This window comes from Nocardioides sp. YIM B13467 (assembly GCF_042788075.1).
Classification (GTDB): Bacteria; Actinomycetota; Actinomycetes; order Propionibacteriales; family Nocardioidaceae; genus Nocardioides.
In genome coordinates this window covers 571,421-597,329 of sequence record NZ_JBHZPJ010000046.1, presented here as the reverse complement: position 1 = coordinate 597,329, position 25,909 = coordinate 571,421, and the positions used below count along the sequence as shown (strand labels likewise).

Sequence of the window (25,909 nt, the reverse complement as noted above, 5' to 3'; positions counted from 1 at the left end):
GTCGGGTCGTCAGCGAGCGGTCCAGCCGCCGTCGGCGTACACCTCGCTGCCGGTCATGTAGCCGGCGTCGTCACTGCCGAGGAAGGCGACCGCACCGGCGATCTCGGCCGGTGTGCCGAGGCGGCCCATCGGGGTGTTGGCGAGCATCGCCTGGTGGCGCGGCGAGCCGCCGAACCGCTCGATCAGCTGCGGGGTCTCGATGAATCCCGGGTGCAGCGAGTTGACGCGTACGCCTCGGGTGGCCCAGTGCAGGGCGGCGTTCTTCGTCATCGTGCGCACCGCTCCCTTCGCGGCGTGGTAGGCGATGCTGTTGCCGAGGCCGCCGGTGCTGCCCAGGATCGAGGCGACGTTGACGATCGATCCGCCGCCGGTACGTTCCAGAAGCGGTCCGACGTGCTTCATGCCCAGCCAGACCCCTGTCTGGTCGACGGCGACCACCCGGTCCCACGTGGCGCGTTCCTCGTCCTCGACGGTTGCGATGCTGCCGATCGCGGCGTTGTTGACGAGCACGTCGAGACCGCCCCAGGCGGCCTCGATCCGCGAGGTGGCCTCGCGCCACTGCTCCTCGCCGGCGACATCCAGCTCGAGGGCCAGGTGGCCGGAGCCGGTGAGAGAGCGGACGAGGGGGCCGAGATCGGTCCCGGCCAGGTCGGCCGCGGCGACCCGTGCGCCCTCGGCGCTGAGCCGGGCGCAGATCTCCCTGCCCAGCCCGCCGCCCGCTCCGGTCACGAGCACTCGCCGATCTGCGTACCGCTGCATCCTTCACCTCGTCCTCTCGGTCCCTCGAATCCTCAAGTGAATTCAATGAGACTTTTCCTTGCCATCGTGTGACGTGCGCCATACAGTCTACCTGAACCAACTTCACTTTAGTAAGTAAGATGTGCCTCAAGGGAGACGAGATGATCAGACGACGCGTGTTCGCGCTGGCCGCCGCTACGGTGGCGGTCGCGACGACCCTGACGGCCTGCGGTGGCGGTGCCACCAAGACCGAGCTGGCCGGTAGCTGGGACGAGATCGTCGCGGCGGCCACGGACGAGGGCTCGGTCACCCTCTACTCCACGCATGCCCCCGACAACCTCGAGCTGCTGAAGAAGGCGTTCGAGGCGGAGTACCCCGGGATCAAGCTGAACTATGTACGCGGCACCGACGCCGACATCATCCCCAAGGTCGAGACCGAGATCCAGACCGGCCAGGGCACCGCGGACGTCCAGATGGCGACCGACGCGGGCTTCATGGACCGTGCCACGAAGCAGGACTGGAACGTCGAGGTCGTCGGCCCCAGCTTCGACAACGAGGACTACCAGCGCTCCGAGAGCATCATGGACGAGAAGTGGTTCCTCTCCAGCGCGACAGTCTTCGGCTACGGGTGGAACACCCGTAAGCTGCCGAAGGGCCTGCACACCTACGAGGACGTCCTGGCCGCGAACACGCGCGGCGGGAAGCTGGGTATCACCAACCCGGCCGGCATCCCGACGTACGTTGACATGTACCGCCGGATCGACGCCGACTGGGGCGGTGGGTTCGTGAAGAAGCTCGCCGCCCAGAAACCGCGTCTCTACCCGAGCGCCGTGGCCATCGACCAGGCGATCGCCTCCGGTGAGATCTGGGGCTCCCCTATGGCCGCTACGACGATGCTCGACACGAAGGCTAGCGGTGCGCCGGTCGACTTCGTGGTCCCCGAGGACCCGTTCGGCGTCCCGTGGTACAGCCAGGTGCTCGCCTCGGCGCCGCACGCCAATGCCGCCCAGGTGCTCGCCGACTTCATGGTGACGCCCGAAGGTCAGGCCGCGATCTCGCACAACTACGTGGCTGTGCTGCCCGACATCGAGGGGACCGGCGTCCCCGGTTCGGACCTGCTGGCGCAGGACATCGAGCTTCCCGACCCGAAGACGCTCGACCAGGAATCGGTCAACGAGTACCAGAAGCAGTGGGAATCGCTCTTCCAGGGCTGATCCCCGCCCCTTCGCCCACCCCGACCTCGAGGAAGACCTCATGACCACGATCGTCAGCAGCCCACTGCCGCGTCTGCGCGGCGACGCCGCTACCTGGCGCGCACGCCTGACGTACGCGCCCTTGATCCTCATCCTCGGGTATCTCGTCGTCGTGCCGCTCTATCGGCTCCAGTCGCTCGCGTTCGCCGACGGCGCGAGCGGCTACCGGGCCCAGTTCGGGCGCGACGACATCGGGGAGACGCTCCGGACGACACTCCTGCTCGCGGTTGGCTCGTTGGCCATCGCCATGGTGCTCGGCACCGTCCTCGCGTTCGCGACGAGCCGGCTCCCGCGGCGATTCGGCTTCCTGCGTGTCGTCCCGCTGCTCCCGATCGTGATGCCGTCGGTGGCCAACGTCGCCGGCTGGGCGTTCCTGCTCTCGCCGGGGCCCGGCTACCTCAACGCCATGCTGCGGCACCTGCCGTGGTGGCAGGACCTCGAGAGCGGTCCGGTCAACATCTACAGCACGACCTGGATCATCATCATCACCGGCTTCGGGCTGACCTCGTTCGTCTATCTCTTCGTGAGTGCGGGGATGCAGAACATCGGCTCGGAGCACCTCGAGGCGGCGGCGATCAGTGGGTCGTCCACGATCGGGGTCTTCTTCAAGGTGGTGCTGCCGCTGCTGCGCCCGTCGCTGGTGTACGGCGCGGGCGTCGCGCTCCTGCTCGGACTCGGACAGTTCACCGGGCCACTGCTGCTCGGGCAGAACGAGGGCGTCAACGTACTCACCACGGAGATGTATCGACGCACGAGCGAGTCGCCGACCAACTTCGCCGCTGCCGCGGCTGCGGGATCGCCATTGGTGATCTTCGGACTGCTGGTGATCTTCGCCCAGCGCTACCTGCTCGGCAACCAGGCGCGGTTCGTCACCCACGGCGGCAAGTCTTTCGCCCCGACGCACGGCCGGTCCGCCTGGGCGGCAGTCGCCGTGGCCGGGTACGGACTGGTCGCGCTGGTGCTGCCGTTGATCGGGGTGGCCCTGGTCTCGCTCTCGCCGTTCTGGTCGGCCAACCTGTCGTGGGGGCTGTTCACGCTGGACAACTACCGCGCGCTGCTCGAGACCCCTGGCATCGTCGAGTCGGTGGTGACCAGCGTGGTCACGTCGCTGATCGCGGTCGCGATCTGCGTACCCATCGGGCTCGGTGTCGCCCAGCTCATGGTGCGGCGGCGGGATCTGCCCCTCGTGCGCCTTCTCGGAGACCTGATCACCGCGCTGCCGCTCGGCATCCCGGCCGTGATCTTCGGCGTCGGCTTCCTGCTGACCTACACCCAGCCGCCGTTCATCCTGTACGGCACCAAGGCGATCATCGTGCTCGTCTACGTCGTCCTGATGATCCCGTTCGCGACCCGGATGCAGCTGACGGCGCTGGTGTCGCTGGGCACCACCTATCAAGAGGCGTCGGCGGTGAGCGGCGCCGGTCCGGTGCGTACCGCGCTCGGCGTCACGCTTCCCATGCTCAAGCCAGCAGTGCTGAGCTCCATCGCCCTGATGTTCATCCTGCTCACCCACGAGTTCGCCGCCTCGATCATGGTGCGCTCGGCGACGACCCAGGTGATGGGCACGCTCCTCTACGACCAGTGGACCAACGGCTCCTACCCGCTGGTCGGGGCGATGGCGATCCTGATGTCCGCCGTCACCGGAGCCGGTGTCGCCATCGCGATGCTGGTCGGTGGCCGCAACGTGCTCGACAACCTCTGAGGGGCCGATCCCGGCATCCGCCGCGCGTACGCCCGTCGTAGTCCATATCCAGCAAGCCCATGGAGGAATGGCCGATGTCCGCCAAGTTCCGAGTCGAAGGACTCACCAAGTCGTACGGGTCGAACGTCATCGTCGACCACCTCGACCTCGAGATGGAGGAAGGCGAGTTCCTGGTCCTGCTGGGGCCGAGCGGCTGTGGCAAGACGACGACCCTGCGCTGTCTTGCCGGCCTCGAGACCCCGGAGTCGGGTGTCATCGACTTCAAGGGGCGTCACGTCTTCGACTCCGGTCGACGGGTGAACGTGCCGGCACACAAGCGGGACGTCGGCATGGTGTTCCAGTCGTACGCGCTGTGGCCGAACATGACCGTGCGCAAGAACATCGCCTACCCGCTGAAGGTGCGCAAGATGCGCGAGGCGCTCGCCGCCGGGCGGGTCGAGGAAGCTGCCGCGATGGTGCACTGCGAGCACCTGCTCGATCGCTACCCGAGCCAGCTCAGTGGTGGGCAGCAGCAGCGCATCGCCGTCGCCCGTGGCCTGGTCTCGCGCCCGGACCTGGTGCTCTTCGACGAGCCGCTGAGCAACCTCGACGCGAGACTGCGGGACACGGTGCGTACGGAGATCCACCGGTTGCACGAGAGCCTCGGCTTCGGCGCGGTCTTCGTGACGCACGACCAGTCCGAGGCGTTCGCGCTCGGTGACCGGCTGGCCATCATGCGCGCCGGCAGGATGGAGCAGGTCGACACGCCGCAGCGCGTCTTCGCCGACCCGGCGACCGACTACGTCGCCGAGTTCATCGGCATGTCCAATCGGCTCGAGCTGCACCGCAGCGCCGCCGGATGGCGTACGAACGCGGGGGTCGACATCACGCTCGAGCGGGATCTGCCCGACTCGGACGCCGTGGTCGCACGGCTGTGGCCCGACGACCTCGAGCTCTACCGGGACGTGGCCTCGGTGCCGTCCGGCGTCGTCGCGCTCGAGGCCTCGCTGCTCTCCTCCGAGTTCGGGGGACGCACCTACGACGTCACCGTCGCCGCGGGTCAGGACGAGTTCCGACTCCGCGCGAGCAGCGCGCTCCACGGGTCGTGGCTGCGTCGCGCCGAGGAGGGTACGAAGGTCGTCATCGGGCTGCACCCCGAGACGATGCAGGTCTATCCGCTGGATGCGGCATCGACCGGGGCGGAGGCTGCGGCCAAGCCGCTGGTCGCAGCGTCCTGAGGTGGTCGACGTCGCTGTGCGGGCAGCGGCCTGGCCCGACCTCGAGCAGCTCGACCTCGGGTCAGTCGGTGGTGACCACGAGCCGACCCGTGACCCGGCCGGCCCGGAGGCGCTCGATGCCCTCCGGGACCTGGTCGTGGTCCAGATGCTCGACGGTCGGGGTGATCTCACCGCGGGCGAGGTAGTCATACACCTGCGCGATGTCCTCGCGGGTGCCGCCGGAGGAGCCGTGGATGTGGGCGCCCTGGTGGATGACGTCGGCGGTGACGAGGGTCGTCTCGACCGTGCCCATGCCGACCATGACGATGGTGCCGCCCTTGCGGATCGCCTTGACCGCGGCCGAGGTGGTCGAGCCGAAGCCGGCGAAGTCGATGACCGCGTCGAGGCCGAGGCCGATCAGGTCCTCCGCTCGCGGGTGCACGGCGCCGAGGCCGAGCTGCTCGCCGAGCGCCACTGCCGCGGGGCTGGTGTCGGCGGCGTACACCTCGGCGCCGAGCAGGGTGGCGATGCGGGCACCGAACTGGCCGAGCCCGCCGAGCCCGATGATGCCGACGCGGTCACCGGCGCCGACCCGGGCGACCTCGGCGACAGCATGATGGGAGGTCATCCCGGCGTCCGTGCCGGCAGCGGCCAGGTCGAACGGAAGGCCGTCGGGCATCGCGACCAGGTCGGTGGCAGGAGCGACGGTGTAGGCGGCGTACCCGCCGTCGCGGCTGTAGCCCGGCACGGTCGCGCCGAGAGGATGTACGCCGACCCGGTCCCCGACCCGCCACCGCGTGACCGCCGTGCCGACCTGCGCGATCTCGCCGGCGATCTCGTGGCCGAGGGTGATCGGGTTGCGCGTGATATTGACGGCCCAGGACGGCTCGTCCAGCTCGCCCACGTCGGAATGGCACATGCCGGCCGCGCGCACGCGGATCAGGACCTCGTCCGCCGCGGGGGTGGGGACGGCCACCTGGTTGAGGGTGAGGGGACGTCCGGTCCCGGTCCATTGCCATGCGCCCATTGCGGTGTTCATGGAACTGAAGTTAGTTTGGTTCAGGTGCCGTGTCCAGGCGCCGAAACATCGAGGAGGTCCTGTGAAGAGCACTCAGGTGCATGTAGTCACGCTGCCGGCTGGTGACGTACGGCCGGAGCACTTCGAGCTCGTGAGCGTCGACCTGCCCGATCCAGGGACCGGTCAGGTGCTGGTCCGCAACACGTGGACCTCGGTCGACCCGGGGATGCGGCTCCGGCTGCGTGCTGACGCGCCTGAGGGCTACTTCCCCGCCTTCCCGCCGCGCGAGCCGATGGACGGGATCTTCACGGTCGGTGTCGTCGAGGAGTCCCGTGCCGAGGGCTTTCCGGTCGGTGCGACGGTGTGGCACTCCTACGGCTGGCGCAGCCACGCGATCGTCGATCCCGGCGAGGTCGCGATGAACGGTGTCGCCGACCTGCGGGTCCTCGATGTCGAGCAGCTCTCCCCGCAGACGTACCTCGGTCCACTAGGCCCGATGGGCCTGACGGCGTACGCCGGGCTGCACGTGATCGACGCGCTGGATGTCCGTGGCGAGACTCCGACGATCTGGGTCTCGGCGGCCGCGGGAGCGGTCGGGAGCCTGGTCTGCCAGATCGCGAAGCTGTCCGGCCTACGGGTCGTCGCCAGTGCGGGCACCGAGGAGAAGGTCGCCTGGCTGCGTGACGAGATCGGCGTCGATGCCGCCTTCAGCTGGCGCGATCGCCCGCTGGTGGAATCGCTGCGCGATGCCGCGCCCGAGGGGCTCGACCTCTATTTCGACAACGTCGGCGGCAGCCACCTCGAGGCTGCCCTCGCGGCGATGAACAACCGTGGCCGGATCGCCCTGTGCGGCTCGATCTCGGAGTACGAAGGGGCACCCGCTGGCCCCGACAACCTGTTCCTCGCCACCTCCAAGAACCTCACCCTCCGCGGCTTCCGGGGGAGCGCACACACGCAGCTGCTCGACGAGATGCAGCAGCGGGTCGGTGGCTGGCTCGCCGAGGGCCGGTTGAGCTACCGCGAGAGCGTCTACGACGGTCTCGCCAACGCGCCGCAGGCGATCGCCGACATGATGGCGGGACGTACGACCGGCAAGACGCTGGTCCGGATCTGAGGGCCGGATGTCTCGCACGATCGCGCCGACCTGGCGGCCCGCACCCGAGATCGACCGCTTCTACCGCGCGGCGGGGATGTGGCGCCCGGCCTGCGTCACCGACGACCTGCGGCGCTGCGTCGACCGCTTCGGCGACAAGATCGCGGTCCGCGACTCGACGACCCAGCTGACCTTCGGCCAGCTCTGGGACCGAGCCGCCGCTCTCGCAGGCTGGTTGCGCGAGCGCGGTCTGCGCCGCGGGGAGGCCGTCGCCGTCCAGCTGCCCAGCTGGACGGAGGCGGTAGTGGCGTTCCACGGGGTGCTGATGGCCGGCGGTGTCGTGGTCCCGATGACGAGCATCCTGCGGCAGCGCGAGGTCGGCTTCATCCTGCGCCAGACCGGCGCCCGCTTCGCGATCGTCGCCGAGGAGTTCCGCGGATACTCCTACCGCGACCTCTACGCCGAAGTGATCGGTCAAGGCGTCGGGCTCGACCACGTCCTGTGGGTACGTGGCGGGGCAGGTGGCGAGCGTTTCGAGGATGCCCTGCGTACCGAACCGGTGGACGTGGAGACCGCGCTCGGGAGCGCCGGGCGAGACGGCGACGTCGCGCTCGTCATCTACACCTCGGGGACCACCGCCGACCCCAAGGGCGCGATCCATACGCATGAGGGGATCGCGGCCTCGGGCGACATCTGTCAGCGCGCGTTCGGGCTCAACGAGAACGACGTCCTCTTCAACCCGTCGCCGCTCAGCCACATCACCGGCATCTCGCTGAGCGTCCTCTTCCCGGTCTCCTTCGGCTGCTCGGTCACCCTCCAGGAGGCCTGGGATCCGCAGCAGGCGTTCGACCTGGTCGAACGCGATCGGACGACCTTCTTCATCTTCGCCACCCCGTTCCTGGCCGCCCTCACCGAGGTCGCGGAGGAACGTGGCGTACGTCTGGACCACATCCGGACGATCGTGTGCGGTGGTGCGGACGTACCCGAGGCGCTTGCTCGCCGCGCTCATGGGCGGCTCGGCACGGTCGTACGGATGTACGGTGCTACCGAGTGCCCCAACGCCAGCTGTGGTTCGCCGTGGGACCCGGAACTCCAGCGCTGGGGCAGCGAGGGGCACTGGCTCTTCCCGACCGAGGGGCGGGTGGTCGATCCCGGCATCGGCAGCGACCTGCCGTCCGGCTCGATCGGTGAGGCCTGGTGGCGCGGGCCGCAGCTGTGCTCGGGGTACGTCGATGCCGAGCACAACGACGCCTTCACCGCCGACGGCTGGTTCCGGACGGGCGACCTCGTACGCCTCGATGCCGGTGGATGGCTGACGGTGCAGGGCCGGATCAAGGACATCATCAACCGCGGCGGCGAGAAGTTCAGCGCGCGGGAGATCGAGGACCTGGCCGCCGAGGTCCCTGGCGTCGCCGACGTCGCGGTCACGCCCGTGCCCGACGCCGTGCTCGGCGAGCGTGTCTGTGCCTGGGTCGTGCTCGAGCCCGGCGCCGACCTCGATCTGGCAGCCCTCACGAGCCACCTGCGAGTCCTCGGCCTGACCACCCAGAAGCTGCCCGAGCGACTCGAGCTCATCGACGAGATGCCACGTACGCCGAGCGGGAAGATCCGCAAGACCGACCTGCGCGACCGCCTCGAGGCCGTGCCGACGACCCGGCCGTGACCGGATCAGATGGTGGAAGACAGTGACCAAGGAACGCATCGTCGTGCTCGACGGGGCCCGCACCCCGATCGGCAGCTTCGGCGGCCAGTTCAAGGACGTGCCGGCCCACCAGCTCGGCGCGGCGGTGGTCACCGCGGCGCTCGAGCGCTCCGGCGTGGCCGCTGCGGACGCCGAGGAGGTCGTGATGGGCTGCATCGGCCAGGTCGGGCCCGATGCGTACAACGCCCGTCGGGTCGCCATCGAGGCAGGCCTGCCCACGTCGGTCCCCGCTTTCACCGTCAACCGACTGTGCGGCAGCGGGCTGCAGGCCATCTGGTCGGCCGCTCAGGAGATGCGCTGGAACGATCTCCAATTCACCGTCGCCGGCGGTGACGAGTCGATGAGCCGGATGCCGTTCTACGACTTCGGCGCCCGCAGCGGCTACCAGCTCGGCGACCGCGAACTGGTCGACGGCACGGTCGCGATCCTCACCGATCCGTTCGGCGGCGTGCACATGGGGGTGACCGCGGAAGTGGTGGCCGAGAAGTACGGCGTCTCACGTGAGGAGCAGGACGAGTTCGCGCTCCGGTCCCAACAGCGGTGTGCGGAGAAGGCTGCCAAGGCGGCCTTCGCCGAGGAGATCGTCCCCGTCGAGATCTCGGGACGACGGGGCGTCACCGTCGTCGACACCGACGAGCATCCCAAGCCACAGACCACGCTGGAGGTGCTCGCTGCGCTGCGGCCGGCCTTCGCCCAGGGCGGTACGGTCACCGCCGGCAACGCCTCCGGGATCAACGACGGCGCCGCCGCGGTCGTGCTCGCGACCGAGTCGGCCGCTCGTGACCGCGGTGCGACCGGGCTGGTCGCGCTCGAGCAGGTGGCGACCGCGGCGATGGAGCCGGGCTTGATGGGGTACGCCCCGACGCTCGCCCTGCGGAGTCTCTTCGAGCGCACCGGTCTCACCCCTGCCGACATCGACATCGTCGAGCTCAACAAGGCCTTCGCCTCCCAGGCCGTAGCGGTCTCGCGTGACGTGGGGCTCGATCCGGAGCGCACCAATCCGTACGGCGGGGCGATTGCGCTCGGCCACCCGGTCGGGGCGACTGGCGCGATCTTGTCGTTGCGGGTGGTCAAGCACCTGCGACGTACGGGAGGTGAGTTCGGCATCGTCACGATGTGTATCGGCGGCGGCCAGGCCCTCGCCGCGTTGTTCCGTCGCCTCGACTGATCTGGCTCGAGGCCACGAGACCGAGTATGGCTTGGCCGAGGCGGCGCCGCTAGGCGAGTACCTCGGATCGAGGTACTATCCCGCGGTGTGAGCATCATCGACGTCATGGTCCTCGGCTTCCTGGCCGAAGGACCCCAGCACGGCTACGAGCTGCGACGGAAGATCGAGCAGCTGTACGGCCACACCCGCCGGATCAGCGACGGCACGCTCTATCCCGCGACCGACCGACTCGAACGCAACGGCTACGTGACAAAGGAGTCCGAGCCCGGACGTGGGCGGGCCGGTCGACACACACTCACCCTCACCGACGCAGGACGGGCTCATCTGCTCGAAGCGATCCGCACCGCCGACGGCCACGACATCACCGACGCGAGCCGGTTCTTCGTCGTGCTCAGCTTCCTGTCGCTGCTGCCGCACCGTTCCGACCAGCACGCGGTCCTTCGTCGACGACTGGAGTTCCTGGAGGCGCCGGCGAGCTTCTTCTACGAGGGCGACCGACCGGTCCGGGCCGAAGAGGTCGCCGACCCCTACCGACGCGGTCTCCTGCTGACCGCCCGTGCCACCAGTGCTGCCGAGAGGGCCTGGATCAGAGAGGAGATCGACTCGTGAACTCGAGCCAGACCATGCGAGCTGTTGTCCTGGAGGCGCCCGGACCGGTGGAGGCCCTGCAGGTCCGGAACCTGCCCCTGCCGGAGCCCGAACCGGGCTGGGTGCGGATCCGGGTCAAGGCGTTCGGGATCAACCGCTCGGAGCTGCACACCCGCCTGGGGTTCGCCGGCGACTCGGTGACGTACCCGCGGGTGCTGGGCATCGAGGCCACCGGAGTGGTGGATCTTGCGCCGAGCGGTGAGTTCGAGCCCGGGCAGCAGGTGATGACGATGATGGGTGGGATGGGACGTACGTTCGACGGCGGCTACGCCGAGTACACCTGTGTTCCCGCGGGGCAGGTCATCCCGTTCCACTCCGACCTCGACTGGGCGACATTGGGAGCCGTGCCGGAGATGCTGCAGACGGCGTACGGCTCCCTGACCGTCGGAGTCGGCATCGAGCCTGGTCAGAGTCTTCTCATCCGAGGCGGCACCTCGTCGGTCGGAATGGCGGCAGCGGTGCTCGCCAAGCGGAGCGGTCTTCGCGTGCTCGCCACGACCCGGAGCGCGGCCAAGGCCGAGACGCTCGAGGCGATCGGCGTCGATGACGTGCTGATCGACGCCGGCGACGTCGCGGCCCAGGTGCGGCGCCTGCTTCCTGAAGGGGTCGACGGCGCGATCGAGCTGATCGGTACGCCGACGCTCCCCGACACGCTACGGTCCACCCGTGTCCACGGCACGGTCTGTTTCACCGGGATGCTCTCCAACGTGTGGACCGTCGAGGAGTTCTACCCGATCGACTATCTCCCCACAGGTGTTCGGCTCACCGCCTACGCCGGTGAGGCCGACGATCTCCCGGCCGACGTTCTCCAGGGGTTCCTCGACGATGTGGCCGCCGGTCGTGCGGTGGTGCCGATCGACACGACGTACGACCTCGACAGGATCCGTGAGGCTCACCAGCGGATGGAGGAGAGTACGACCAGCGGGAAGCTCGTCGTGGTCGTCTGAAAGGCGTCGAACCCGTAGCGGGGTGTATTCGGCTGCGGGCGGCGTCGAGCGGGGCTAGTGTTTGAGCGTTCGCGGTCCGGTGAGGACGGGGGAGCGGTGGCGCTCGTCGCGGTCGTCGTCGTGGTGCTGTCCGGTCGAGCCGAGCGAACCAACATTCAGCACAACGTCGGGGACATCGACCCCGGCATCTGATCCCCTAAGGTTGATCGACGTGGCAGACGAGATGGCGCGCAAGGACATCGAGGCAGGGCTGGAGACCCGCCATGAGCTGGGCGATGCGTTCGACGCCGAACTGGTCGCCGGCTTCGCCGACCGCATCGAGAAGACCGTTCAGGAGCGAGTCGGCGCCACCGCCGCCGCCCGCACCCTCGCCGAGCGCAACGAGTCGCGCACCTCGGTCTTCCAGTTCGTCCTGGGCGCCGGATCGGCCGTGGCCGGCATCCCGATCAGCATCACCCTCGGCGTCACCGACAACCTCGGTGCCCTGGTGATCTCCTGGGTCGGCCTCGTCGGAGTCAATGTCGCCCACGCGCTGCGTACGCGTAAGCGCTGAGGGTGCTGGGCGGCTCCTTTACGAAGGAACCGCGCGCCCGACCGAGAGATACCCCCACGGGCGCGAGAGCGACGGTCCGGGGAGGTAAGACTGCTCCAGACGGTCGAGGGTGAAGCCGGCGGCCTCGACGAGCCGTGGGATGTCGCGGGCAAGGTGGCAGCCGCCGAAGAGGCGCTGCTGGAGGCCGTCGAGGCGGTGCTGCCAGCGGGCGACGCCAGGATCGGGGGAGAGGCCGTGCTCGACGAAGCCGATGGTGCCGCCGGGGCGCAGGACGCGGCGCATCTCGGCCAGGGCACCGGCGACATCGGGGATGGTGCACAGGGAGAAGGTGACCAGCCCCGTGTCGACCGAGGCGTCGGCGAGCGGGAGCCGGGCGCCGTCGAGCCCGACGCGGCTCACCGGGACCGATGAGGCCGAACGGCGCGAGGTCGAGAGTTTCCAGGCCACGTCGGAGGGCTCGACGGCGATGATCTCCGTGACCTCGGGCGGATACAGACCGATGTTGCCCCCGCTGCCGAAGCCGATCTCGACGACCTGGCCGTGGAGACCGTCACAGGCCTGCTCGCGCAGCGGATCGAGCTGCGCGATGCCGCAGGTGCGGTCCACGATGTGTGGCACCACCCGCGCCTCCCAGAGTCCCATGGGAGCTCACTCTTCCATCTCGCCGGTCCATTGGACACCGAGCAGCATCGAGTCCTCGCCCTCGACGAGCGTGGTGAAGCCGATGCGCCGGTAGAACCCGATCGCGCGAGTGTTGCCGGCGGCGACGCCGAGATGCGCGCCGCGTACGCCGGCGACGTGGAAGGCACCGAGCATCATCCCGATCAGCTCCTTGCCGACGCCTTGGCCCTGGGCGCGGGGGAGCAGGTTGATGTGCAGGTGCGCCGGGAACTCGCTGAGGATCTCGCCCAGCATCCGCGGCGGGCGGTGGATCTGGGAGCGGAGCCGGGCGTTCCAGTCGTTCCGGTCGTGGTCTGGCCCCGGATCGGGGTTGACGACGCGGAGCGCGGGCCACCAGTCCTCCTCGCACTCCTTCTCGAAGGCTCGGGTGAACGGGGTGCCGACGACGTAGCCCACCACGCCCTCGGAGTCGACGGCCACGAACCCGAGCCCGAGACGCAGCACGATGTAGGGAGCGGCGTAGATGTTCCCCGGCAGTCGGGGGTCGTCATAGAACTCGGTGGCGTCCTCGCCCGATGCCCCTGTGAGCAGGCAGATCGAGAAGATGTCGTCGAGGTCGTCGGCGGTGGCCCGCCGGATCTCAGGAGTTCCCATGGCCCAACCTCACCATGACCCGCTTCCGCCGCCGACATACCCCCGGGACATCGCGTTTCACTAGCGGTCTCCTCCTGGTGCCGCCCAGCCGAACAACCTCGGGCAAACCTCAGCGTGGCGTATGGATGCTCACGTGCCTTCGTGCACGTGGCCGGTAGCCTTGCAGGCATGAGCGTACGACGGGTGATGGGCACGGAGGTCGAATACGGAATTTCCGTGGCCGGACAGCCCCAGGCCAACCCGATGGTGGCGTCCTCGCAGGTCGTCAATGCGTACGCATCCTCGACATTGAAGGCGAGGAGAGCGCGCTGGGACTTCGAGGAGGAGTCGCCGCTGCGCGACGCGCGCGGCTTCGACATGTCGCGACAGGTGGCCGATCCCAGCCAGCTCACCGACGAGGATCTCGGGCTGGCCAACGTCATCCTCACCAACGGCGCCCGGCTCTACGTCGACCATGCCCACCCGGAGTTCTCCTGCCCCGAGGTCACCAACCCGCTGGACGCGGTGCGCTGGGACAAGGCCGGTGAGCAGGTGATGCTCGACGCCTCCCGCGCGGCCGCGCGGCTGCCGGGCAACCCGCAGATCCACCTCTACAAGAACAACACCGACAACAAGGGTGTCTCCTACGGTGCGCACGAGAACTTCCTCATGCGCCGCTCGACCGCGTTCGCCGACATCGTCAAGCACCTGACCCCGTTCTTCGTCTCTCGGCAGGTCTTCGCCGGCGCCGGGCGGGTCGGGATCGGCCAGGAGCGACCCAAGCACGGCTTCCAGATCTCCCAGCGCGCCGACTTCTTCGAGGTCGAGGTCGGGCTGGAGACCACGCTCAAGCGACCGATCATCAACACCCGCGACGAGCCCCACGCCGACCCGGAGAAGTACCGCCGCCTCCACGTGATCCTCGGCGACGCCAACCTCGCCGAGATCTCGACCTACCTCAAGCTCGGGAGTACGTCGCTGGTGCTCGCCATGATCGAGGACGGCTACATCACCCGCGATCTCAGCGTCGACGGCCCGGTCTCGGCATTGCGCGCGGTCTCCCACGACCCGTCGCTGAAGACGCTGATCACGCTCAAGGACGGTCGCAAGCTGACCGGTGTCCAGCTGCAGATGGAGTATCTGGACCTGGCCAAGAAGTTCGTCGAGGAGCGCTACGGCTCCGACGCCGACTACCAGACAAAGGACGTCCTGGAGCGCTGGGAGTCGGTGCTCGACCGCCTCGAGCGCGACCCGATGGAGTGCGCCACCGAGCTCGACTGGGTGGCCAAGTACAAGCTCCTCCTCGGCTACCGCGACCGTGACGGTCTGGAGTGGGACGACCCCAAGCTCCACCTGATCGACCTGCAGTACGCAGACATCCGCCCCGAGAAGGGCCTCTACCAGCGTCTCGTCCGCGCCGGGCGGATCCAGCGCCTGCTGACCGACGACCTGGTGGAGAAGGCGATGCACGAGCCGCCGACCGACACCCGGGCCTACTTCCGCGGACGCTGCCTGGAGAAGTACTCCGAGAACGTCGCCGCGGCCTCCTGGGACTCGGTCATCTTCGACCTGCCCGGGCGCGAGTCGTTGCAGCGGGTCCCGACCATCGATCCGCTGCGCGGCACGAAGAAGCACGTGGGTGGCCTGCTCGACTCCTCCGACACCGCCGTCGACCTGTTCAACCGGCTGACCGGTTCCTGAGCGTCGATCGCGACTCGTGCCACATCTCGGCCCAACGTTCGACTTCTGCTTCCTCCCGTAGCGAAATCGGGCATTGTTTCCTCAGGTTTGTCGGTGCTAGTGGATAGGTTGAAGACATGGCACAGGAGCAGAAGCAGCCGAAGAAGTCCTCCGAGACGGAGGAGTCCGTCGAGACCGCGCCCGAGACCGATGTGAATGAGCGCAAGGAAGCGCTTGACTCCGACGTCGACGACATCCTGGACGAGATCGACGACGTCCTGGAGACCAACGCCGAGGACTTCGTGAAGTCCTTCATCCAGAAGGGCGGGCAGTAGTAGATGTCCGAATCCCGTATCCCGGCTGCCTACATGACGCCGGGCACCTCGTCCTTTGCCGATTTTCTGACGGCCCAGTCCCCGGAGCTGCTTCCACGACGCGACGCCGTTCCGGGCAATCTGAACGACATCGCCCCGCACGGCACCACGATCGTCGCGGCCACCTTCCCTGGTGGCGTGATCATCGCCGGTGACCGGCGGGCGACCCAGGGCAACCTGATCGCCGAGCGCGACATGCGCAAGGTCTTCCCGTCCGACGAATACTCCGCGGTCGGCATCGCCGGCTCAGCAGGGCTCGCGGTCGAGCTGGTCAAGCTCTTCCAGACCGAGCTGGAGCACTACGAGAAGATCGAGGGCACCACGCTCTCGATCGAGGGCAAGGCCAGCCGGCTCTCCGCCCTCGTCCGGGGCAACCTCCCGATGGCCATGCAGGGCTTGGTCGTGGTGCCGCTCTTCGTCGGGTTCGACCCCGAGGCCGGCAAGGGAAAGATCTATGGGTACGACCCGACCGGCGGCCGTTACGAGCAGACCGGATACTCCGGTGTCGGCTCGGGCTCGCTGTTCGCCAAGGGTGCCCTCAAGAAGCTCTACCGGGCCGACCTCGACGAGGCGACCCTGGTCGCGGTCCTGGTCCAGGCGCTCTACGACGCGGCCGACGACGACTCGGCCACCGGTGGCCCGGACCTGTCCCGCAAGCTGTTCCCTCTGGTCCACGTGATCACCGCTGACGGTGGGCGCACGCTGCCCGACGCCGAGGTCGCAGCGGTTGCCGAGGCCGTCATCACCGGGAGGCTGCAGCGGCCCGACGGTCCCATCGCCGAGCTGGAGGGTGGCCGATGAGCACTCCGTTCTATGTCTCTCCCGAGCAGCTGATGCGCGACCGCGCGGACTTCGCGCGCAAGGGCATCTCCCGGGGACGGGCGCTGGTCTCGCTGCAGTACGCCGACGGCATCGTGTTCGCCTCCGAGAACCCCTCGGCGGCGTTGCACAAGGTGAGCGAGATCTATGACCGGATCGCCTTCGCCGCGGTCGGGCGCTACAACGAGTTCGAGAACCTTCGCATCGCCGGGGTGCGGCTGGCCGACATGCGCGGCTACGCCTACGACCGGCGCGACGTCACCGGGCGTGGCCTGGCCAACGCCTACGCCCAGACTCTCGGCACGATCTTCTCCTCGGGTGGGGAGAAGCCCTACGAGGTCGAGCTGTTCGTCGGTGAGATCGGTGACTCCGCCGAGGACGACCAGCTCTACCGGCTCACCTACGACGGCCAGGTCGTCGACGAGCACGGCTTCGCGGCCATCGGTGGTGCGGCCGAGGCAGTCGGTGGCTACCTCAAGGAGCGCTACACCGAGGGCGCCTCGCTCGAGGACGCCATCAAGCTGGCGGTCGCCGCGCTCGGCCACACCGACACCGACGACCGCGAGATCGCTGCCAAGGACCTCGAGGTCGCGGTCCTCGACCGCAACCGCACCCAGCCGCGCAAGTTCCGCAGGATCCGGCCGGCGACGTTGCTCGAGATCCTCGGTTCGGCCGTCGCGGAGGTCGAGGCAGCCAAGCCGGCCGCCGTCGAGCCGCCCGCCGACAAGCCGGCGGAGAAGCCGGCTGAGAAGCCGGTCAGCGACGCGCCGCTGGCCCCGCCGCCCGCCGACGACGGCGAGCCGCCGATCGCCCCGCCGCTCGACTGAACCCAGAGACGTGGGAGTGCTGAGATCACCTGGTGACCTCAGCACTCCTACGTCACATTCAAGGTGTCAGCCGATCTGGTCCGAGAGCGAGACGACGATGCCCTCGGGCCCGCGGACGTACGCCATCCGCACGGTGTCCTCGTAGACGCCGACGCCGCCGACCAGCCCGTAGCCGTCCTCCGCCAGGGCGGCGAGGACCGCGTCGAGGTCGTCGACCTGGAAGCAGACGTTGCGCAGGCCCAGCATGTTGGCCATCGCCTCGGGCGAGCCGGGCACGTGGTCGGGACGTACGAACCGGGCGAGCTCGAGGGTGGTGTCGCCGCCCGGCGGGCGCAGCATCACGACCTCGCAACGCGCCCCGGGGATCCCGCAGACGGTGTCGATGAACTCGCCCTCGACGAACGTACGTCCCTCGATCTCCAGGCCCAGGCCGACGAAGAACTCCGTGACCAGGTCGATGTCGGCGACGATGATGCCGACGTGGTCGAACTTCAACAGGTGTGTCATGACTGCCATCCTCGTACTGTGCTCGTCGTTGTGGCGGGTGCCTTCGACGAGGGAACGAGGCCGGCGCGCCGATCTCTACATGGTCGGCGACACGAATTCTCCGCGCCGCGGTCAGTGACCGCTGAGCTGACCGGTCAGCCGCTCGTGCCTGTCGGCGCTGGAAGGGTTCAGGCCGACGATGCGTACGGACTTGTTCTTGGTCGCGTACTTGTGGGTGATCGCGTCGAGCGCCGCGACCGTGGAGGCGTCCCAGATGTGAGAGTCGGAGAGGTCGATGACGATCTCGTCGGGGTCGTCGGCGTACTCGAACTGGGTGTAGAGGTCGTTGCTGGAGGCGAAGAAGAGCTCGCCGGTGACCCGGTAGACGGCCCTCATGCTGCCGTCGGCGTCCTCGACCACCTCTCGGTGCGTGTGCGTCAGGTGGGCGACGCGGCGCGCGAAGAGGGTCATCGCGACCAGGACACCGACGATGACGCCGATCGCGAGGTTGCGGGTCGCGACGGTGACCGCGACGGTCGTGAGCATCACCGCGGTCTCCGAGAGCGGCATCCGTCGAAGGGTGGCAGGCCGGACCGAGTGCCAGTCGAAGGCGCTGACCGAGACCATGATCATCACCGCGACCAGGGCGGCCATCGGGATCAGCGCGACGGTGTCGCCGAAGCCGACGACCAGGATGAGCAGGAAGACGCCGGCCAGGAAGGTGGACAGGCGCGTACGGGCGCCGGAGACCTTCACGTTGATCATCGTCTGACCGACCACCGCGCAGCCGCCCATGCCGCCGAAGAAGCCGGTGATCAGGTTCGCCAGACCCTGCGCGCCGGCCTCGCGGGTCTTGTCGGAGTGGGTGTCGGTGATGTCGTCGACGAGCTTGGCGGTCAGCAGGGACTCGAGCAGGCCGACCAGCGCCATGCCGAGGGCGTAGGGGGCGATGATCTGCAGCGTGTCGAACGTGAGAGGTACGTCGGGGAGGAACCAGGTCGGCAGGCTGTCGGGCAGTTCGCCCTGGTCGCCGACGTTCGGCACGTCGACCGCGCCGATGACGGTGAAGGCGGTGAGCGCGACGATCGCCACCAGCGGGGCAGGGATGATCTTGTTGATCCGCGGGAACCCGACGATGATGGCGATGCCCGCGGCGATCATCGGGTAGACCGCCCAGGGCACGTCGACCATGTGGACGAACTGCGCCTCGAGGACGAGGATCGCGAGCGCGTTGACGAAGCCGACCATCACCGAGCGGGGGAGGAAGCGCATCAGCCGGGCCACCCCGGCCAGCGCCAGCCCGATCTGGATCAGGCCACCCAGGAGCACCGTCGCGATCAGGTAGTCGTAGCCGTGGTCCCGCATCACCGGGGCGATCACCAGCGCGACCGCGCCGGTGGCCGCCGAGATCATCGCCGGCCGCCCGCCGAGGAACGAGATCGCGACGGCCATGGTGAAGGACGCGAACAGCCCGACCCGCGGGTCGACCCCGGCGATGATCGAGAACGAGATCGCCTCGGGGATCAGCGCGAGCGCGACGACGAGACCCGCCAGCACCTCCGTACGCAGCAGCCGCGGCGAACGCAGCGCCGCGAGGACGCCCGGTTCGTTGCTGGCGGAGGACGAAGGCAGCGGTGAGGGCACGAGCCGCAATCCTAGGGCTGGCCGTCCTCGTCGCCGGCTTCGTGAGCGATGTGAGGTTCGACCCTTCCGGCGCCGGCTCGCGGTCGGCGTGCCGGTGGACGGCCCGCCCCGCCGTGTCGTACGTCTGAACGCCTCCGGAGTCACCGTCGACGGTCTAGGGTTTCAGGTATGGACAGGCGCATCTTCGGCATCGAGAACGAGTACGGCGTGACCTGCACGTTCCGCGGCCAGCGGCGGCTGAGCCCGGACGAGGTGGCCCGCTATCTCTTCCGCAAGGTCGTGAGCTGGGGCCGCAGCTCGAACGTGTTCCTCAGGAACGGCGCGAGGCTCTACCTCGACGTCGGCTCCCACCCCGAGTACGCCACGCCGGAGTGCGACGACGTGATCTCGGTCGTCACCCACGACAAGGCGGGGGAGCGGATCCTGGAGGGGCTGCTCCTCGACGCCGAGCAGCGGTTGCACGACGAGGGCATCGCCGGCGACATCTATCTGTTCAAGAACAACACCGACTCGGCCGGCAACTCCTACGGCTGCCACGAGAACTACATGGTCAGCCGCGCCGGGGAGTTCTCCAAGCTCGCCGACGTGCTCATCCCGTTCCTGGTCACCCGCCAGCTCATCGTCGGCGCCGGCAAGGTCACCCACACCCCGCGGGGTGCCGGGTTCGCGGTCTCGCAGCGTGCCGAGCACATCTGGGAGGGCGTGTCGTCGGCGACGACGCGGTCCCGACCGATCATCAACACCCGCGACGAGCCGCACGCGGACGCCGAGAAGTACCGGCGCCTGCACGTGATCGTCGGTGACTCGAACATGTCCGAGACCACCACGATGCTCAAGATCGCGAGCTGCCACCTGGTGCTGCGGATGATCGAGGAGGGCGTCGTCCTGCGCGACATGACGATGGAGAACCCGATCCGCGCCATCCGCGAGATCGCCCATGACCTGACCGGCCGCCGCAAGGTGCGGCTGGCCAACGGCCGCGAGGCCAGTGCCCTCGACATCCAGAACGAATACCTGTCCAAGGCGCGCGAGTTCGTCGACCGCCGCGAGATCACCGACCCGACCATGCTCGCCGCCCTCGACCTGTGGGAGCGCGGCCTGAAGGCTATCGAGTCCGACGACCTCTCCCTGGTCGACCGCGAGATCGACTGGGTGATCAAGTGGAAGCTGATCGACCGCTACCGCGCCAAGCACGGCATTCCGCTGGGCCACGCCCGCGTCGCCCAGCTCGACCTCGCCTACCACGACATCCACCGCAACCGCGGCCTCTACTACCTGCTGGAGAAGAAGGGCGCGGTCAAGCGCGCGACCACCGACCTGAAGATCTTCGAGGCCAAGTCGGTGCCGCCGCAGACCACCCGTGCCCGGCTCCGCGGCGAGTTCATCAAGAAGGCGCAGGAGCGCCGCCGCGACTTCACCGTCGACTGGGTCCACCTCAAGCTCAACGACCAGGCCCAGCGCACCGTGCTGTGCAAGGACCCGCTCAAGGCGTACGACGAGCGCGTTCAGCGGCTCATCGACGGCATGTGAGACACCTGGCGGGGTGGCTTCGCTGCGGGGCAACCACCGGGCGGATATGGTGTGCTCCGCTGTCGTCTATCTCCATTTCACGTCACGAAGGTTTGCACTGTGCCCACTGCTCCTCGGCCTCGTCTGCGCCACGCGCTCAGCGCGCTGGCCGTCACCCTGCTCATCCCGGCTCTGGTCGCCTGTGGCGGCGAGGAGAAGACGGGGTACGGCGACGAGACCGTCTCCGGCTTCGACGGCGTCACGGTCTCGGCCGCGGTCGACAAGGCGCCCACGCTGAAGTGGGAGTCCGCGATCGCCTACCCCAAGGACCCCAAGGTCAAGACGCTGACCGAGGGCAAGGGTGAGGAGATCCCGGACGGCCGCGGCGTGTTCGCCAAGATCTACATCGGCAACGCCACCACCCTGGACAAGGAGTGGGCCTACGAGAGCCAGGCACCCGAGGGTGAGGAGCTCCCGGCGGAGAAGCCGTGGAGCACCATCCTGAAGGGCGCCAAGGTCGGCGACCGGATCGAGGCCATCGTCGGCTCGGCCGACCTGCTCGGCGAGGGCGGCAACCCGCAGATGGGCATCGGCAACCACGACACGCTGCTGGTCGTCGTCGACGTGGTGAAGCCCGCCGCGGACAAGACGCCGCAGGACGTCGACGCCTCCGAGCTCCCGAAGGTCGTCGAGAAGAACGGCAAGCCGACCGGGTTCGACTTCACCGGCATCGCCAAGCCGAAGGCCGACGAGGGGCTCAAGCGGGCCATCGTCACCGAGGGCGACGGCGAGGAGATCACCACCGACCAGACGGTCACCGCCAACTACCTCGGCATGACCTACGGCGCCAAGAAGCCCTTCGACGAGAGCTTCAGCAAGGAGGCCGTTCCGTTCGCCCTCAACCAGGTGGTCGCGGGCTGGACCAACGGCCTGGAGGGCGTCAAGGTCGGCAGCCGTGTTCTGCTGCAGATCCCGCCGGAGCTGGGCTACGGTGCAGAGGAGAAGCCGGGCCAGGGCGGCACGCCGGGGATCCCGGCCAACAGCACGCTCTACTTCGTCATCGACGTCGTCAAGGCCGAAGCCACCCCGGCGCCGCAGTAGAAGAGTCTCTAGGGGGAGAACACCGTGGCGGCGGGTAAGACCGAGCGGTTGATGAACCTGCTCATCATGCTGCTCGTGCAGCGTGACAACGTGTCGAAGGAGCGGATCCGCGAGGTCCTCTACCCGTCGTCCCACGGTGAGGCGTTCGAGAAGATGTTCGAGCGCGACAAGGAGGAGCTGCGCAGCCTCGGTGTGCCGATCGAGACCGGGGTGATCGACTCCTTCTTCGAGGACGAGATCGGCTACCGGGTCAGCCCCGAGCAGTTCGCGCTGCCGCCGATCACCCTCGAGGCCGACGAGCTCGCGGTGGTCGCCCTGGCCACCAAGGTCTGGGAGAACGCCTCGATGGCGGAGGCGACCACGGAGGCCGTACGCAAGCTCAACGCAGCCGGGCTCGAGACCGACGTCTCGGCGCTGGAGATCGTGCAGCCGCGGCTGGCCGCTGAGGAGGGCTCCTTCGACGTCTTCGTGGCCGCGACCCAGGACCGCCAGATCGTCGAGTTCGACTACCGCGGGTCGCGGGCACCCGAGCCGTCCCATCGGCGGCTGCAGCCGTGGGGCGTGGTGCGCTACTCGGGCCGTTGGTACGCCGTCGGCCACGACGTCGACCGCGACGACACCCGCATCTTCCGGCTCTCCCGCGTCCTGGGGGAGGCTCGGGCGGTCGGCGAGTTCGATGCCTTCGAGGTGCCGGCCGAGGTCGACGTACGCGATATCGCACGGACCCTGGCGCCGGCGCCGCCCACCGGGAAGGCGGTCCTGCTGTTGCGGCAGGGGAGCGGCTACACCCTGCGGCGGGCCGCCGACTCCACCGAGTCCGGGGTGACCGGACCCGACGGCAGCGACGACTGGGACCGCGTGGTGCTGACCCGGGTGCCCGCCGACCTCGTCGGGGCGGTGCTGGGGCACGGCCCCGACGCCTACGTCGAGGAGCCCGAGGACCTGCGCCGCGAGGTCGGGATGCGGCTGGAGCAGCTGGTGGCGCACCTGGACGGAGCGGCACGATGAGCGTGACGGGTGCGTCTGGCGCCAAGGGGCAGGTCGGGCGTCTGCTGACGCTGGTGCCCTACCTCTACTCCCAGGAGGTCGACGTACGCCTCGACAAGGCGGCCGCCGACCTCGGCGTCGAGGAGAAGCAGCTGGTCAAGGACCTGCAGGTGCTCTTCATGTGCGGCCTGCCCGGCGGCTACCCCGACGACCTGATCGACGTCGACATCGACGCCTTGACCGAGCCCGACGGCGACCGGGTCATCCGGATCTCCAACGCCGACTACCTCGACCGCCAGCTGCGGCTGACCCCGATCGAGGCCACCGCCGTGATCGTCGCGCTGCGTGCGCTGCGGGGCGGAGCGGTGAGCACGGAGACCAAGGAGGTCGTCGACCGTACGCTGGTCAAGCTCGAGCAGGCGGCCGCCGAAGGTGCCGCGGCGCGCGTCGACCCCGGCGAGGAGCTGGTCGACACCTCGCTCGTCCAGATCCATGCCGCGATCGCGACCGCGATCGACCAGGGTCGCCAGGTACGCATCGACTACTGGGTCCCGGCGCGCGACGAGGAGTCCTCACGGGTCATCGATCCGCGCGCGCTGGTCTCGATCCGCGACATCGAGTATCTCGACGCCTGGTGCCACACGGCCGAGGCGCCGCGCAGCTTCCGCCTCGACCGGATCAGGGGCGCCGAGGTGCTCGACACCCCGGTGGCCACCGACCCCGAGGACGGCGCGAGCGCCGAGGACGCGGCCGGGTTGCTGGAGCGTACGGACTACGGCACGGTCGTCCGGGTGCGGCTGGCTCCCGAGGCCCGCTGGGTCGGTGAATACTATTCGGTGATCGACCCCGTCGAGCTGCCCGACGGCGGGCTCGAGGTGGGGCTGCGGGTCTACGACCAGCGCTGGCTCACCCGCTTCCTGCTCCGGCTCGCGCCCTATGCCGAGCTCGTGGCTGAGGACGCCCGAAGGGCGCAGATGAGCACAGAGTTCACTGAATCGTTTGCCGCGTCTGCGCGGCAGGCACTCGGCCTGTACCGTACGGGCGCGTAGACTTCTGGCGTTCCCCCTAGACGTAGATGAGGTAGTTCATGTTCACTCCATTGATCGGTATGCCGCAGGGAGCCGAGTGGCTCATCATCTTGGCGATCGTCATCCTCGTCTTCGGTGCCGCAAAGCTTCCTGAGCTCGCCCGCGGCACCGGTCAGGCGCTGCGTATCTTCAAGACCGAGACCAAGGGGCTTCGCGACGAGGACGAGAAGGAGAAGGGCGACAAGGCCGAGAAGCCGGCCGAGCTGACCGCCTCCGAGCAGGAGCGGATTGCCGAGCTCGAGCGTCGTGAGGCCGAGATCAAGGCCGAGCGCGAGCGCCTCTCCGGCAACTGAGCCCACCTCTTCATGGCTCGTACCATCGCCGGTGTTGTCGCGATCTTCCGCGGCACCCCCAAGCACCCCATCGGCGACGACGGCCGGATGGCGCTCTCCGACCACCTGCGTGAGCTCCGCGCGCGGGTGATCAAGGCATCCCTGGCCCTGGTCGTCGGATTCATCGTCGCGCTGTTCTTCTTCGAGCAGCTCTTCGACCTGGTCATGGACCCGTACCTCCAGGCCGTCAAGATGATGGACCGGGAAGGCGGGGCAGCATCGCTGAGCTCCGTCAACGGCGCCGCAGGCGGCTTCATGCTCTACCTGAAGCTGTGCGGCCTGGCCGCGTTCATCGGCACCGCGCCGATCTGGCTCTACCAGATCTGGGCGTTCCTGATGCCCGGCCTGCACCCCCACGAGAAGAAGATGTCGAGGATCTTCGTGGCTGTCGCCGGCCCGCTGTTCCTCGTCGGTGTCCTGCTCGGCTACGTCACCTTGCCCAAGGGCCTGGAGATCCTGTTCGCCTTCGTCCCCGACGGCCTGACGAACATCGTCGAGTTCAGCGAATACCTCAGCTTCCTGAGCCGTACGCTGCTGGTCTTCGGCATCGCCTTCGAGATCCCGGTCTTCGTGATCCTGCTCAACCGGATCGGGGTCCTGCCCGGTGCGGCCCTGGGCAAGTACCGTGCCTGGATCATCGTCGGCTCCTTCGTCTTCGCCGCCGTCGCGACTCCGTCGGGTGACCCGTTCACGATGACGATCATGGCCGGCCCGATGGTCGTCCTCTTCGGGATCTCCGAGGTCATCGCCCGGGCGCACGACAAGCGGAAGGCCAGCAAGCGCAAGGACATGATCGGGGATCCTGACGTCCCGTCGGTGATCTGACCACTAGTCTTCACCGGGTGACGCGTCAGATCGCCCTGCTCGCCAACCCCACCGCCGGCCGCGGCAACGCCGACCAGATCCTCGATGCGGTCACCGCGAGGCTGGCGGCCTCGGGGGCCGTGGTCGAGCACCTGATCGGCGACGACGCCGACCACGCTCTCGAGCTGGCCCGGAAGGCGACTGCCGACGGGGTCGACACGGTCGTGACCCTCGGCGGTGACGGCATGGTCCACGTCGCCGTCCAGGCGCTGGCCGAGACCGAGGTCAGCCTCGGTGTCATCCCGCTGGGGACGGGTAACGACTTCGCGCGGGCGCTCGGGATCCCGGCCGGCGACCCGCTCGCCGCCGCCGATGTGGTCGTAGGCAACCACCCCCGCCGCATCGACCTCGGCCGCGCTCGGCACATTGCCTCGGGCTCCGCTTCGGCCGGCGACACCTGGTTCGCGACCGTCCTGGCCGCCGGGTTCGACGCAGCGGTCAACGAGCGGGCCAACGCGATGAGATGGCCCCACGGCGACCTGCGCTACACGCTCGCCGCGCTGTCGGTGATCCGCGGCTGGAAGCCGGTGCCCTACCGGCTCGAGATCGAGGACGCGACCGGCGCGACCACGGTCCGCGAGCAGGAGGCGATGCTGCTGGCGATCGCGAACACCGAGTCGTACGGGGGAGGGCTGCGGATCGCGGCGGAGTGCGACCCCGCCGACGGCCTGCTGGACGCCATCCTCATCAAGCCGGTCTCGCGGCTGGAGTTCCTGCGCGTCTTCCCGGGCGTACGCCAGGCCAAGCACCTCACCCATCCGGCCTTCGAGCGCATCCGTGCCCGCCGGATCAGCGCCTCCGCTCCCGGCGTGATCGCCTATAGCGACGGCGAGCGCCTCGGGCCGCTGCCGCTCGACGTCGAGTGCGTCCCTTCCGCTCTCGGCGTACTGGTGCCGCCGCCGTCCTGATTGTCGGCGTCGGTCGAT

General features: G+C 68.7%; 26 protein-coding genes. 20 read left to right on the top strand and 6 right to left on the bottom strand.

Going from position 1 to position 25,909, the window contains the following annotated elements:
• Positions 1-9: 9 nt before the first annotated feature.
• Entirely contained in the window at positions 10-759 is a 750-nt protein-coding gene (locus tag ACFX43_RS10105) for an SDR family NAD(P)-dependent oxidoreductase (RefSeq protein WP_378820152.1), read from the bottom strand.
• A 140-nt stretch (positions 760-899) separates the two neighbouring features.
• On the opposite strand from ACFX43_RS10105, the gene ACFX43_RS10100 reads away from it, so the two are divergent.
• The 3 genes from ACFX43_RS10100 (at position 900) to ACFX43_RS10090 (ending at position 4,910) form a co-directional block, all read left to right on the top strand.
• A complete protein-coding gene (locus tag ACFX43_RS10100; protein ID WP_378820149.1) occupies positions 900-1,952 on the top strand; it encodes an ABC transporter substrate-binding protein in 1,053 nt (350 codons plus the stop codon).
• Between the two features lie 40 nt (positions 1,953-1,992).
• Positions 1,993-3,693, top strand: coding sequence for an ABC transporter permease (locus ACFX43_RS10095; RefSeq protein WP_378820146.1), 1,701 nt, complete (start codon positions 1,993-1,995; stop codon positions 3,691-3,693).
• A gap of 74 nt (positions 3,694-3,767) precedes the next feature.
• Positions 3,768-4,910 (top strand): ABC transporter ATP-binding protein, encoded by a 1,143-nt coding sequence (locus ACFX43_RS10090; protein WP_378820143.1) that lies wholly within the window; start codon positions 3,768-3,770, stop codon positions 4,908-4,910.
• A gap of 61 nt (positions 4,911-4,971) precedes the next feature.
• Here ACFX43_RS10090 and ACFX43_RS10085 read toward each other — a convergent pair whose 3' ends face one another.
• Positions 4,972-5,928 (bottom strand): zinc-binding dehydrogenase, encoded by a 957-nt coding sequence (locus ACFX43_RS10085; RefSeq protein ID WP_378820141.1) that lies wholly within the window; start codon positions 5,926-5,928, stop codon positions 4,972-4,974.
• 61 nt (positions 5,929-5,989) lie between these two features.
• On the opposite strand from ACFX43_RS10085, the gene ACFX43_RS10080 reads away from it, so the two are divergent.
• The 6 genes from ACFX43_RS10080 (at position 5,990) to ACFX43_RS10055 (ending at position 12,018) form a co-directional block, all read left to right on the top strand.
• Positions 5,990-7,021: an NADP-dependent oxidoreductase gene (locus ACFX43_RS10080; protein ID WP_378820138.1), complete on the top strand. Its 1,032-nt coding sequence runs from the start codon at positions 5,990-5,992 to the stop codon at positions 7,019-7,021.
• A 7-nt stretch (positions 7,022-7,028) separates the two neighbouring features.
• Entirely contained in the window at positions 7,029-8,663 is a 1,635-nt protein-coding gene (locus ACFX43_RS10075) for a class I adenylate-forming enzyme family protein (protein WP_378820135.1), read from the top strand.
• A 22-nt stretch (positions 8,664-8,685) separates the two neighbouring features.
• Positions 8,686-9,870 (top strand): thiolase family protein, encoded by a 1,185-nt coding sequence (locus ACFX43_RS10070; protein WP_378820133.1) that lies wholly within the window; start codon positions 8,686-8,688, stop codon positions 9,868-9,870.
• Positions 9,871-9,957: 87 nt separating this feature from the next.
• Complete coding sequence (locus ACFX43_RS10065; RefSeq protein ID WP_378820130.1) at positions 9,958-10,479, top strand: PadR family transcriptional regulator; 522 nt, start codon at positions 9,958-9,960, stop codon at positions 10,477-10,479.
• Complete coding sequence (locus ACFX43_RS10060; RefSeq protein WP_378820128.1) at positions 10,476-11,465, top strand: zinc-binding alcohol dehydrogenase family protein; 990 nt, start codon at positions 10,476-10,478, stop codon at positions 11,463-11,465. Before ACFX43_RS10065 ends, ACFX43_RS10060 begins: the two co-directional genes overlap by 4 nt.
• A 211-nt stretch (positions 11,466-11,676) precedes the next feature.
• Entirely contained in the window at positions 11,677-12,018 is a 342-nt protein-coding gene (locus ACFX43_RS10055; RefSeq protein WP_160023009.1) for a hypothetical protein, read from the top strand.
• An 18-nt stretch (positions 12,019-12,036) separates the two neighbouring features.
• Here the strand turns inward: ACFX43_RS10055 and ACFX43_RS10050 are convergent, their stop codons facing one another.
• Together ACFX43_RS10050 and ACFX43_RS10045 are read right to left on the bottom strand one after the other, a co-directional pair.
• Positions 12,037-12,660: a class I SAM-dependent methyltransferase gene (locus tag ACFX43_RS10050; RefSeq protein WP_378820127.1), complete on the bottom strand. Its 624-nt coding sequence runs from the start codon at positions 12,658-12,660 to the stop codon at positions 12,037-12,039.
• A gap of 6 nt (positions 12,661-12,666) precedes the next feature.
• Entirely contained in the window at positions 12,667-13,293 is a 627-nt protein-coding gene (locus ACFX43_RS10045) for a GNAT family N-acetyltransferase (protein WP_378820125.1), read from the bottom strand.
• A gap of 168 nt (positions 13,294-13,461) precedes the next feature.
• Between ACFX43_RS10045 and dop the strand changes: the two genes are divergently transcribed.
• The 4 genes from dop (at position 13,462) to prcA (ending at position 16,972) form a co-directional block, all read left to right on the top strand.
• On the top strand, positions 13,462-14,973 hold the full coding sequence (gene dop / locus ACFX43_RS10040; protein WP_357353853.1) for a depupylase/deamidase Dop: 1,512 nt from the start codon (positions 13,462-13,464) through the stop codon (positions 14,971-14,973).
• A gap of 116 nt (positions 14,974-15,089) precedes the next feature.
• A complete protein-coding gene (locus ACFX43_RS10035; RefSeq protein WP_008356645.1) occupies positions 15,090-15,287 on the top strand; it encodes a ubiquitin-like protein Pup in 198 nt (65 codons plus the stop codon).
• 3 nt (positions 15,288-15,290) lie between these two features.
• Positions 15,291-16,127, top strand: a complete 837-nt coding sequence (gene prcB, locus ACFX43_RS10030) for a proteasome subunit beta (RefSeq protein ID WP_378820122.1) — start codon at positions 15,291-15,293, stop codon at positions 16,125-16,127.
• The gene (gene prcA, locus ACFX43_RS10025) at positions 16,124-16,972 is read left to right on the top strand and encodes a proteasome subunit alpha (RefSeq protein ID WP_378820119.1); all 849 of its coding nucleotides are present in this window, start codon (positions 16,124-16,126) and stop codon (positions 16,970-16,972) included. Before prcB ends, prcA begins: the two co-directional genes overlap by 4 nt.
• A 66-nt stretch (positions 16,973-17,038) precedes the next feature.
• Here prcA and ACFX43_RS10020 read toward each other — a convergent pair whose 3' ends face one another.
• Positions 17,039-17,479 carry a VOC family protein gene (locus ACFX43_RS10020; protein ID WP_378820116.1) on the bottom strand — a complete coding sequence of 147 codons (441 nt, stop codon included), beginning with the start codon at positions 17,477-17,479 and terminating at the stop codon, positions 17,039-17,041.
• 111 nt (positions 17,480-17,590) lie between these two features.
• A complete protein-coding gene (locus tag ACFX43_RS10015; protein ID WP_378840823.1) occupies positions 17,591-19,045 on the bottom strand; it encodes a SulP family inorganic anion transporter in 1,455 nt (484 codons plus the stop codon).
• A 225-nt stretch (positions 19,046-19,270) separates the two neighbouring features.
• Between ACFX43_RS10015 and pafA the strand changes: the two genes are divergently transcribed.
• From pafA to ACFX43_RS09980, 7 genes are all read left to right on the top strand, one after another.
• Complete coding sequence (pafA, locus tag ACFX43_RS10010) at positions 19,271-20,632, top strand: Pup--protein ligase (RefSeq protein WP_355021337.1); 1,362 nt, start codon at positions 19,271-19,273, stop codon at positions 20,630-20,632.
• A 99-nt stretch (positions 20,633-20,731) separates the two neighbouring features.
• On the top strand, positions 20,732-21,712 hold the full coding sequence (locus ACFX43_RS10005) for an FKBP-type peptidyl-prolyl cis-trans isomerase (RefSeq protein ID WP_378820114.1): 981 nt from the start codon (positions 20,732-20,734) through the stop codon (positions 21,710-21,712).
• Between the two features lie 24 nt (positions 21,713-21,736).
• Positions 21,737-22,720 (top strand): helix-turn-helix transcriptional regulator, encoded by a 984-nt coding sequence (locus tag ACFX43_RS10000; protein WP_378820111.1) that lies wholly within the window; start codon positions 21,737-21,739, stop codon positions 22,718-22,720.
• Complete coding sequence (locus tag ACFX43_RS09995; protein ID WP_378820108.1) at positions 22,717-23,748, top strand: helix-turn-helix transcriptional regulator; 1,032 nt, start codon at positions 22,717-22,719, stop codon at positions 23,746-23,748. The genes ACFX43_RS10000 and ACFX43_RS09995 overlap by 4 nt, the downstream gene beginning before the upstream one ends.
• Before the next feature lie 38 nt (positions 23,749-23,786).
• The gene (gene tatA / locus ACFX43_RS09990; RefSeq protein WP_141804833.1) at positions 23,787-24,080 is read left to right on the top strand and encodes a twin-arginine translocase TatA/TatE family subunit; all 294 of its coding nucleotides are present in this window, start codon (positions 23,787-23,789) and stop codon (positions 24,078-24,080) included.
• Positions 24,081-24,092: 12 nt separating this feature from the next.
• Positions 24,093-24,944: a twin-arginine translocase subunit TatC gene (gene tatC / locus ACFX43_RS09985; protein ID WP_378820106.1), complete on the top strand. Its 852-nt coding sequence runs from the start codon at positions 24,093-24,095 to the stop codon at positions 24,942-24,944.
• 17 nt (positions 24,945-24,961) lie between these two features.
• A complete protein-coding gene (locus ACFX43_RS09980; RefSeq protein WP_378820103.1) occupies positions 24,962-25,891 on the top strand; it encodes a YegS/Rv2252/BmrU family lipid kinase in 930 nt (309 codons plus the stop codon).
• Positions 25,892-25,909: the final 18 nt, after the last annotated feature.

Excerpts from the sequence above, each read along its gene's own strand:
- ACFX43_RS10095 (WP_378820146.1), top strand. The coding sequence starts at position 1,993 with ATGACCACGATCGTCAGCAGCCCACTGCCGCGTCTGCGCGGCGACGCC.
- ACFX43_RS10105 (WP_378820152.1), bottom strand. The coding sequence starts at position 759 with ATGCAGCGGTACGCAGATCGGCGAGTGCTCGTGACCGGAGCGGGCGGC.
- ACFX43_RS10020 (WP_378820116.1), bottom strand. The coding sequence starts at position 17,479 with ATGACACACCTGTTGAAGTTCGACCACGTCGGCATCATCGTCGCCGAC.
- ACFX43_RS10045 (WP_378820125.1), bottom strand. The coding sequence starts at position 13,293 with ATGGGAACTCCTGAGATCCGGCGGGCCACCGCCGACGACCTCGACGAC.
- dop (WP_357353853.1), top strand. The coding sequence starts at position 13,462 with ATGAGCGTACGACGGGTGATGGGCACGGAGGTCGAATACGGAATTTCC.
- pafA (WP_355021337.1), top strand. The coding sequence starts at position 19,271 with ATGGACAGGCGCATCTTCGGCATCGAGAACGAGTACGGCGTGACCTGC.
- prcB (WP_378820122.1), top strand. The coding sequence starts at position 15,291 with ATGTCCGAATCCCGTATCCCGGCTGCCTACATGACGCCGGGCACCTCG.
- ACFX43_RS10075 (WP_378820135.1), top strand. The coding sequence starts at position 7,029 with ATGTCTCGCACGATCGCGCCGACCTGGCGGCCCGCACCCGAGATCGAC.
- ACFX43_RS10035 (WP_008356645.1), top strand. The coding sequence starts at position 15,090 with ATGGCACAGGAGCAGAAGCAGCCGAAGAAGTCCTCCGAGACGGAGGAG.
- ACFX43_RS10100 (WP_378820149.1), top strand. The coding sequence starts at position 900 with ATGATCAGACGACGCGTGTTCGCGCTGGCCGCCGCTACGGTGGCGGTC.
- tatA (WP_141804833.1), top strand. The coding sequence starts at position 23,787 with ATGTTCACTCCATTGATCGGTATGCCGCAGGGAGCCGAGTGGCTCATC.
- ACFX43_RS10085 (WP_378820141.1), bottom strand. The coding sequence starts at position 5,928 with ATGAACACCGCAATGGGCGCATGGCAATGGACCGGGACCGGACGTCCC.
- ACFX43_RS09995 (WP_378820108.1), top strand. The coding sequence starts at position 22,717 with ATGAGCGTGACGGGTGCGTCTGGCGCCAAGGGGCAGGTCGGGCGTCTG.
- ACFX43_RS10050 (WP_378820127.1), bottom strand. The coding sequence starts at position 12,660 with ATGGGACTCTGGGAGGCGCGGGTGGTGCCACACATCGTGGACCGCACC.
- tatC (WP_378820106.1), top strand. The coding sequence starts at position 24,093 with ATGGCTCGTACCATCGCCGGTGTTGTCGCGATCTTCCGCGGCACCCCC.
- prcA (WP_378820119.1), top strand. The coding sequence starts at position 16,124 with ATGAGCACTCCGTTCTATGTCTCTCCCGAGCAGCTGATGCGCGACCGC.
- ACFX43_RS10090 (WP_378820143.1), top strand. The coding sequence starts at position 3,768 with ATGTCCGCCAAGTTCCGAGTCGAAGGACTCACCAAGTCGTACGGGTCG.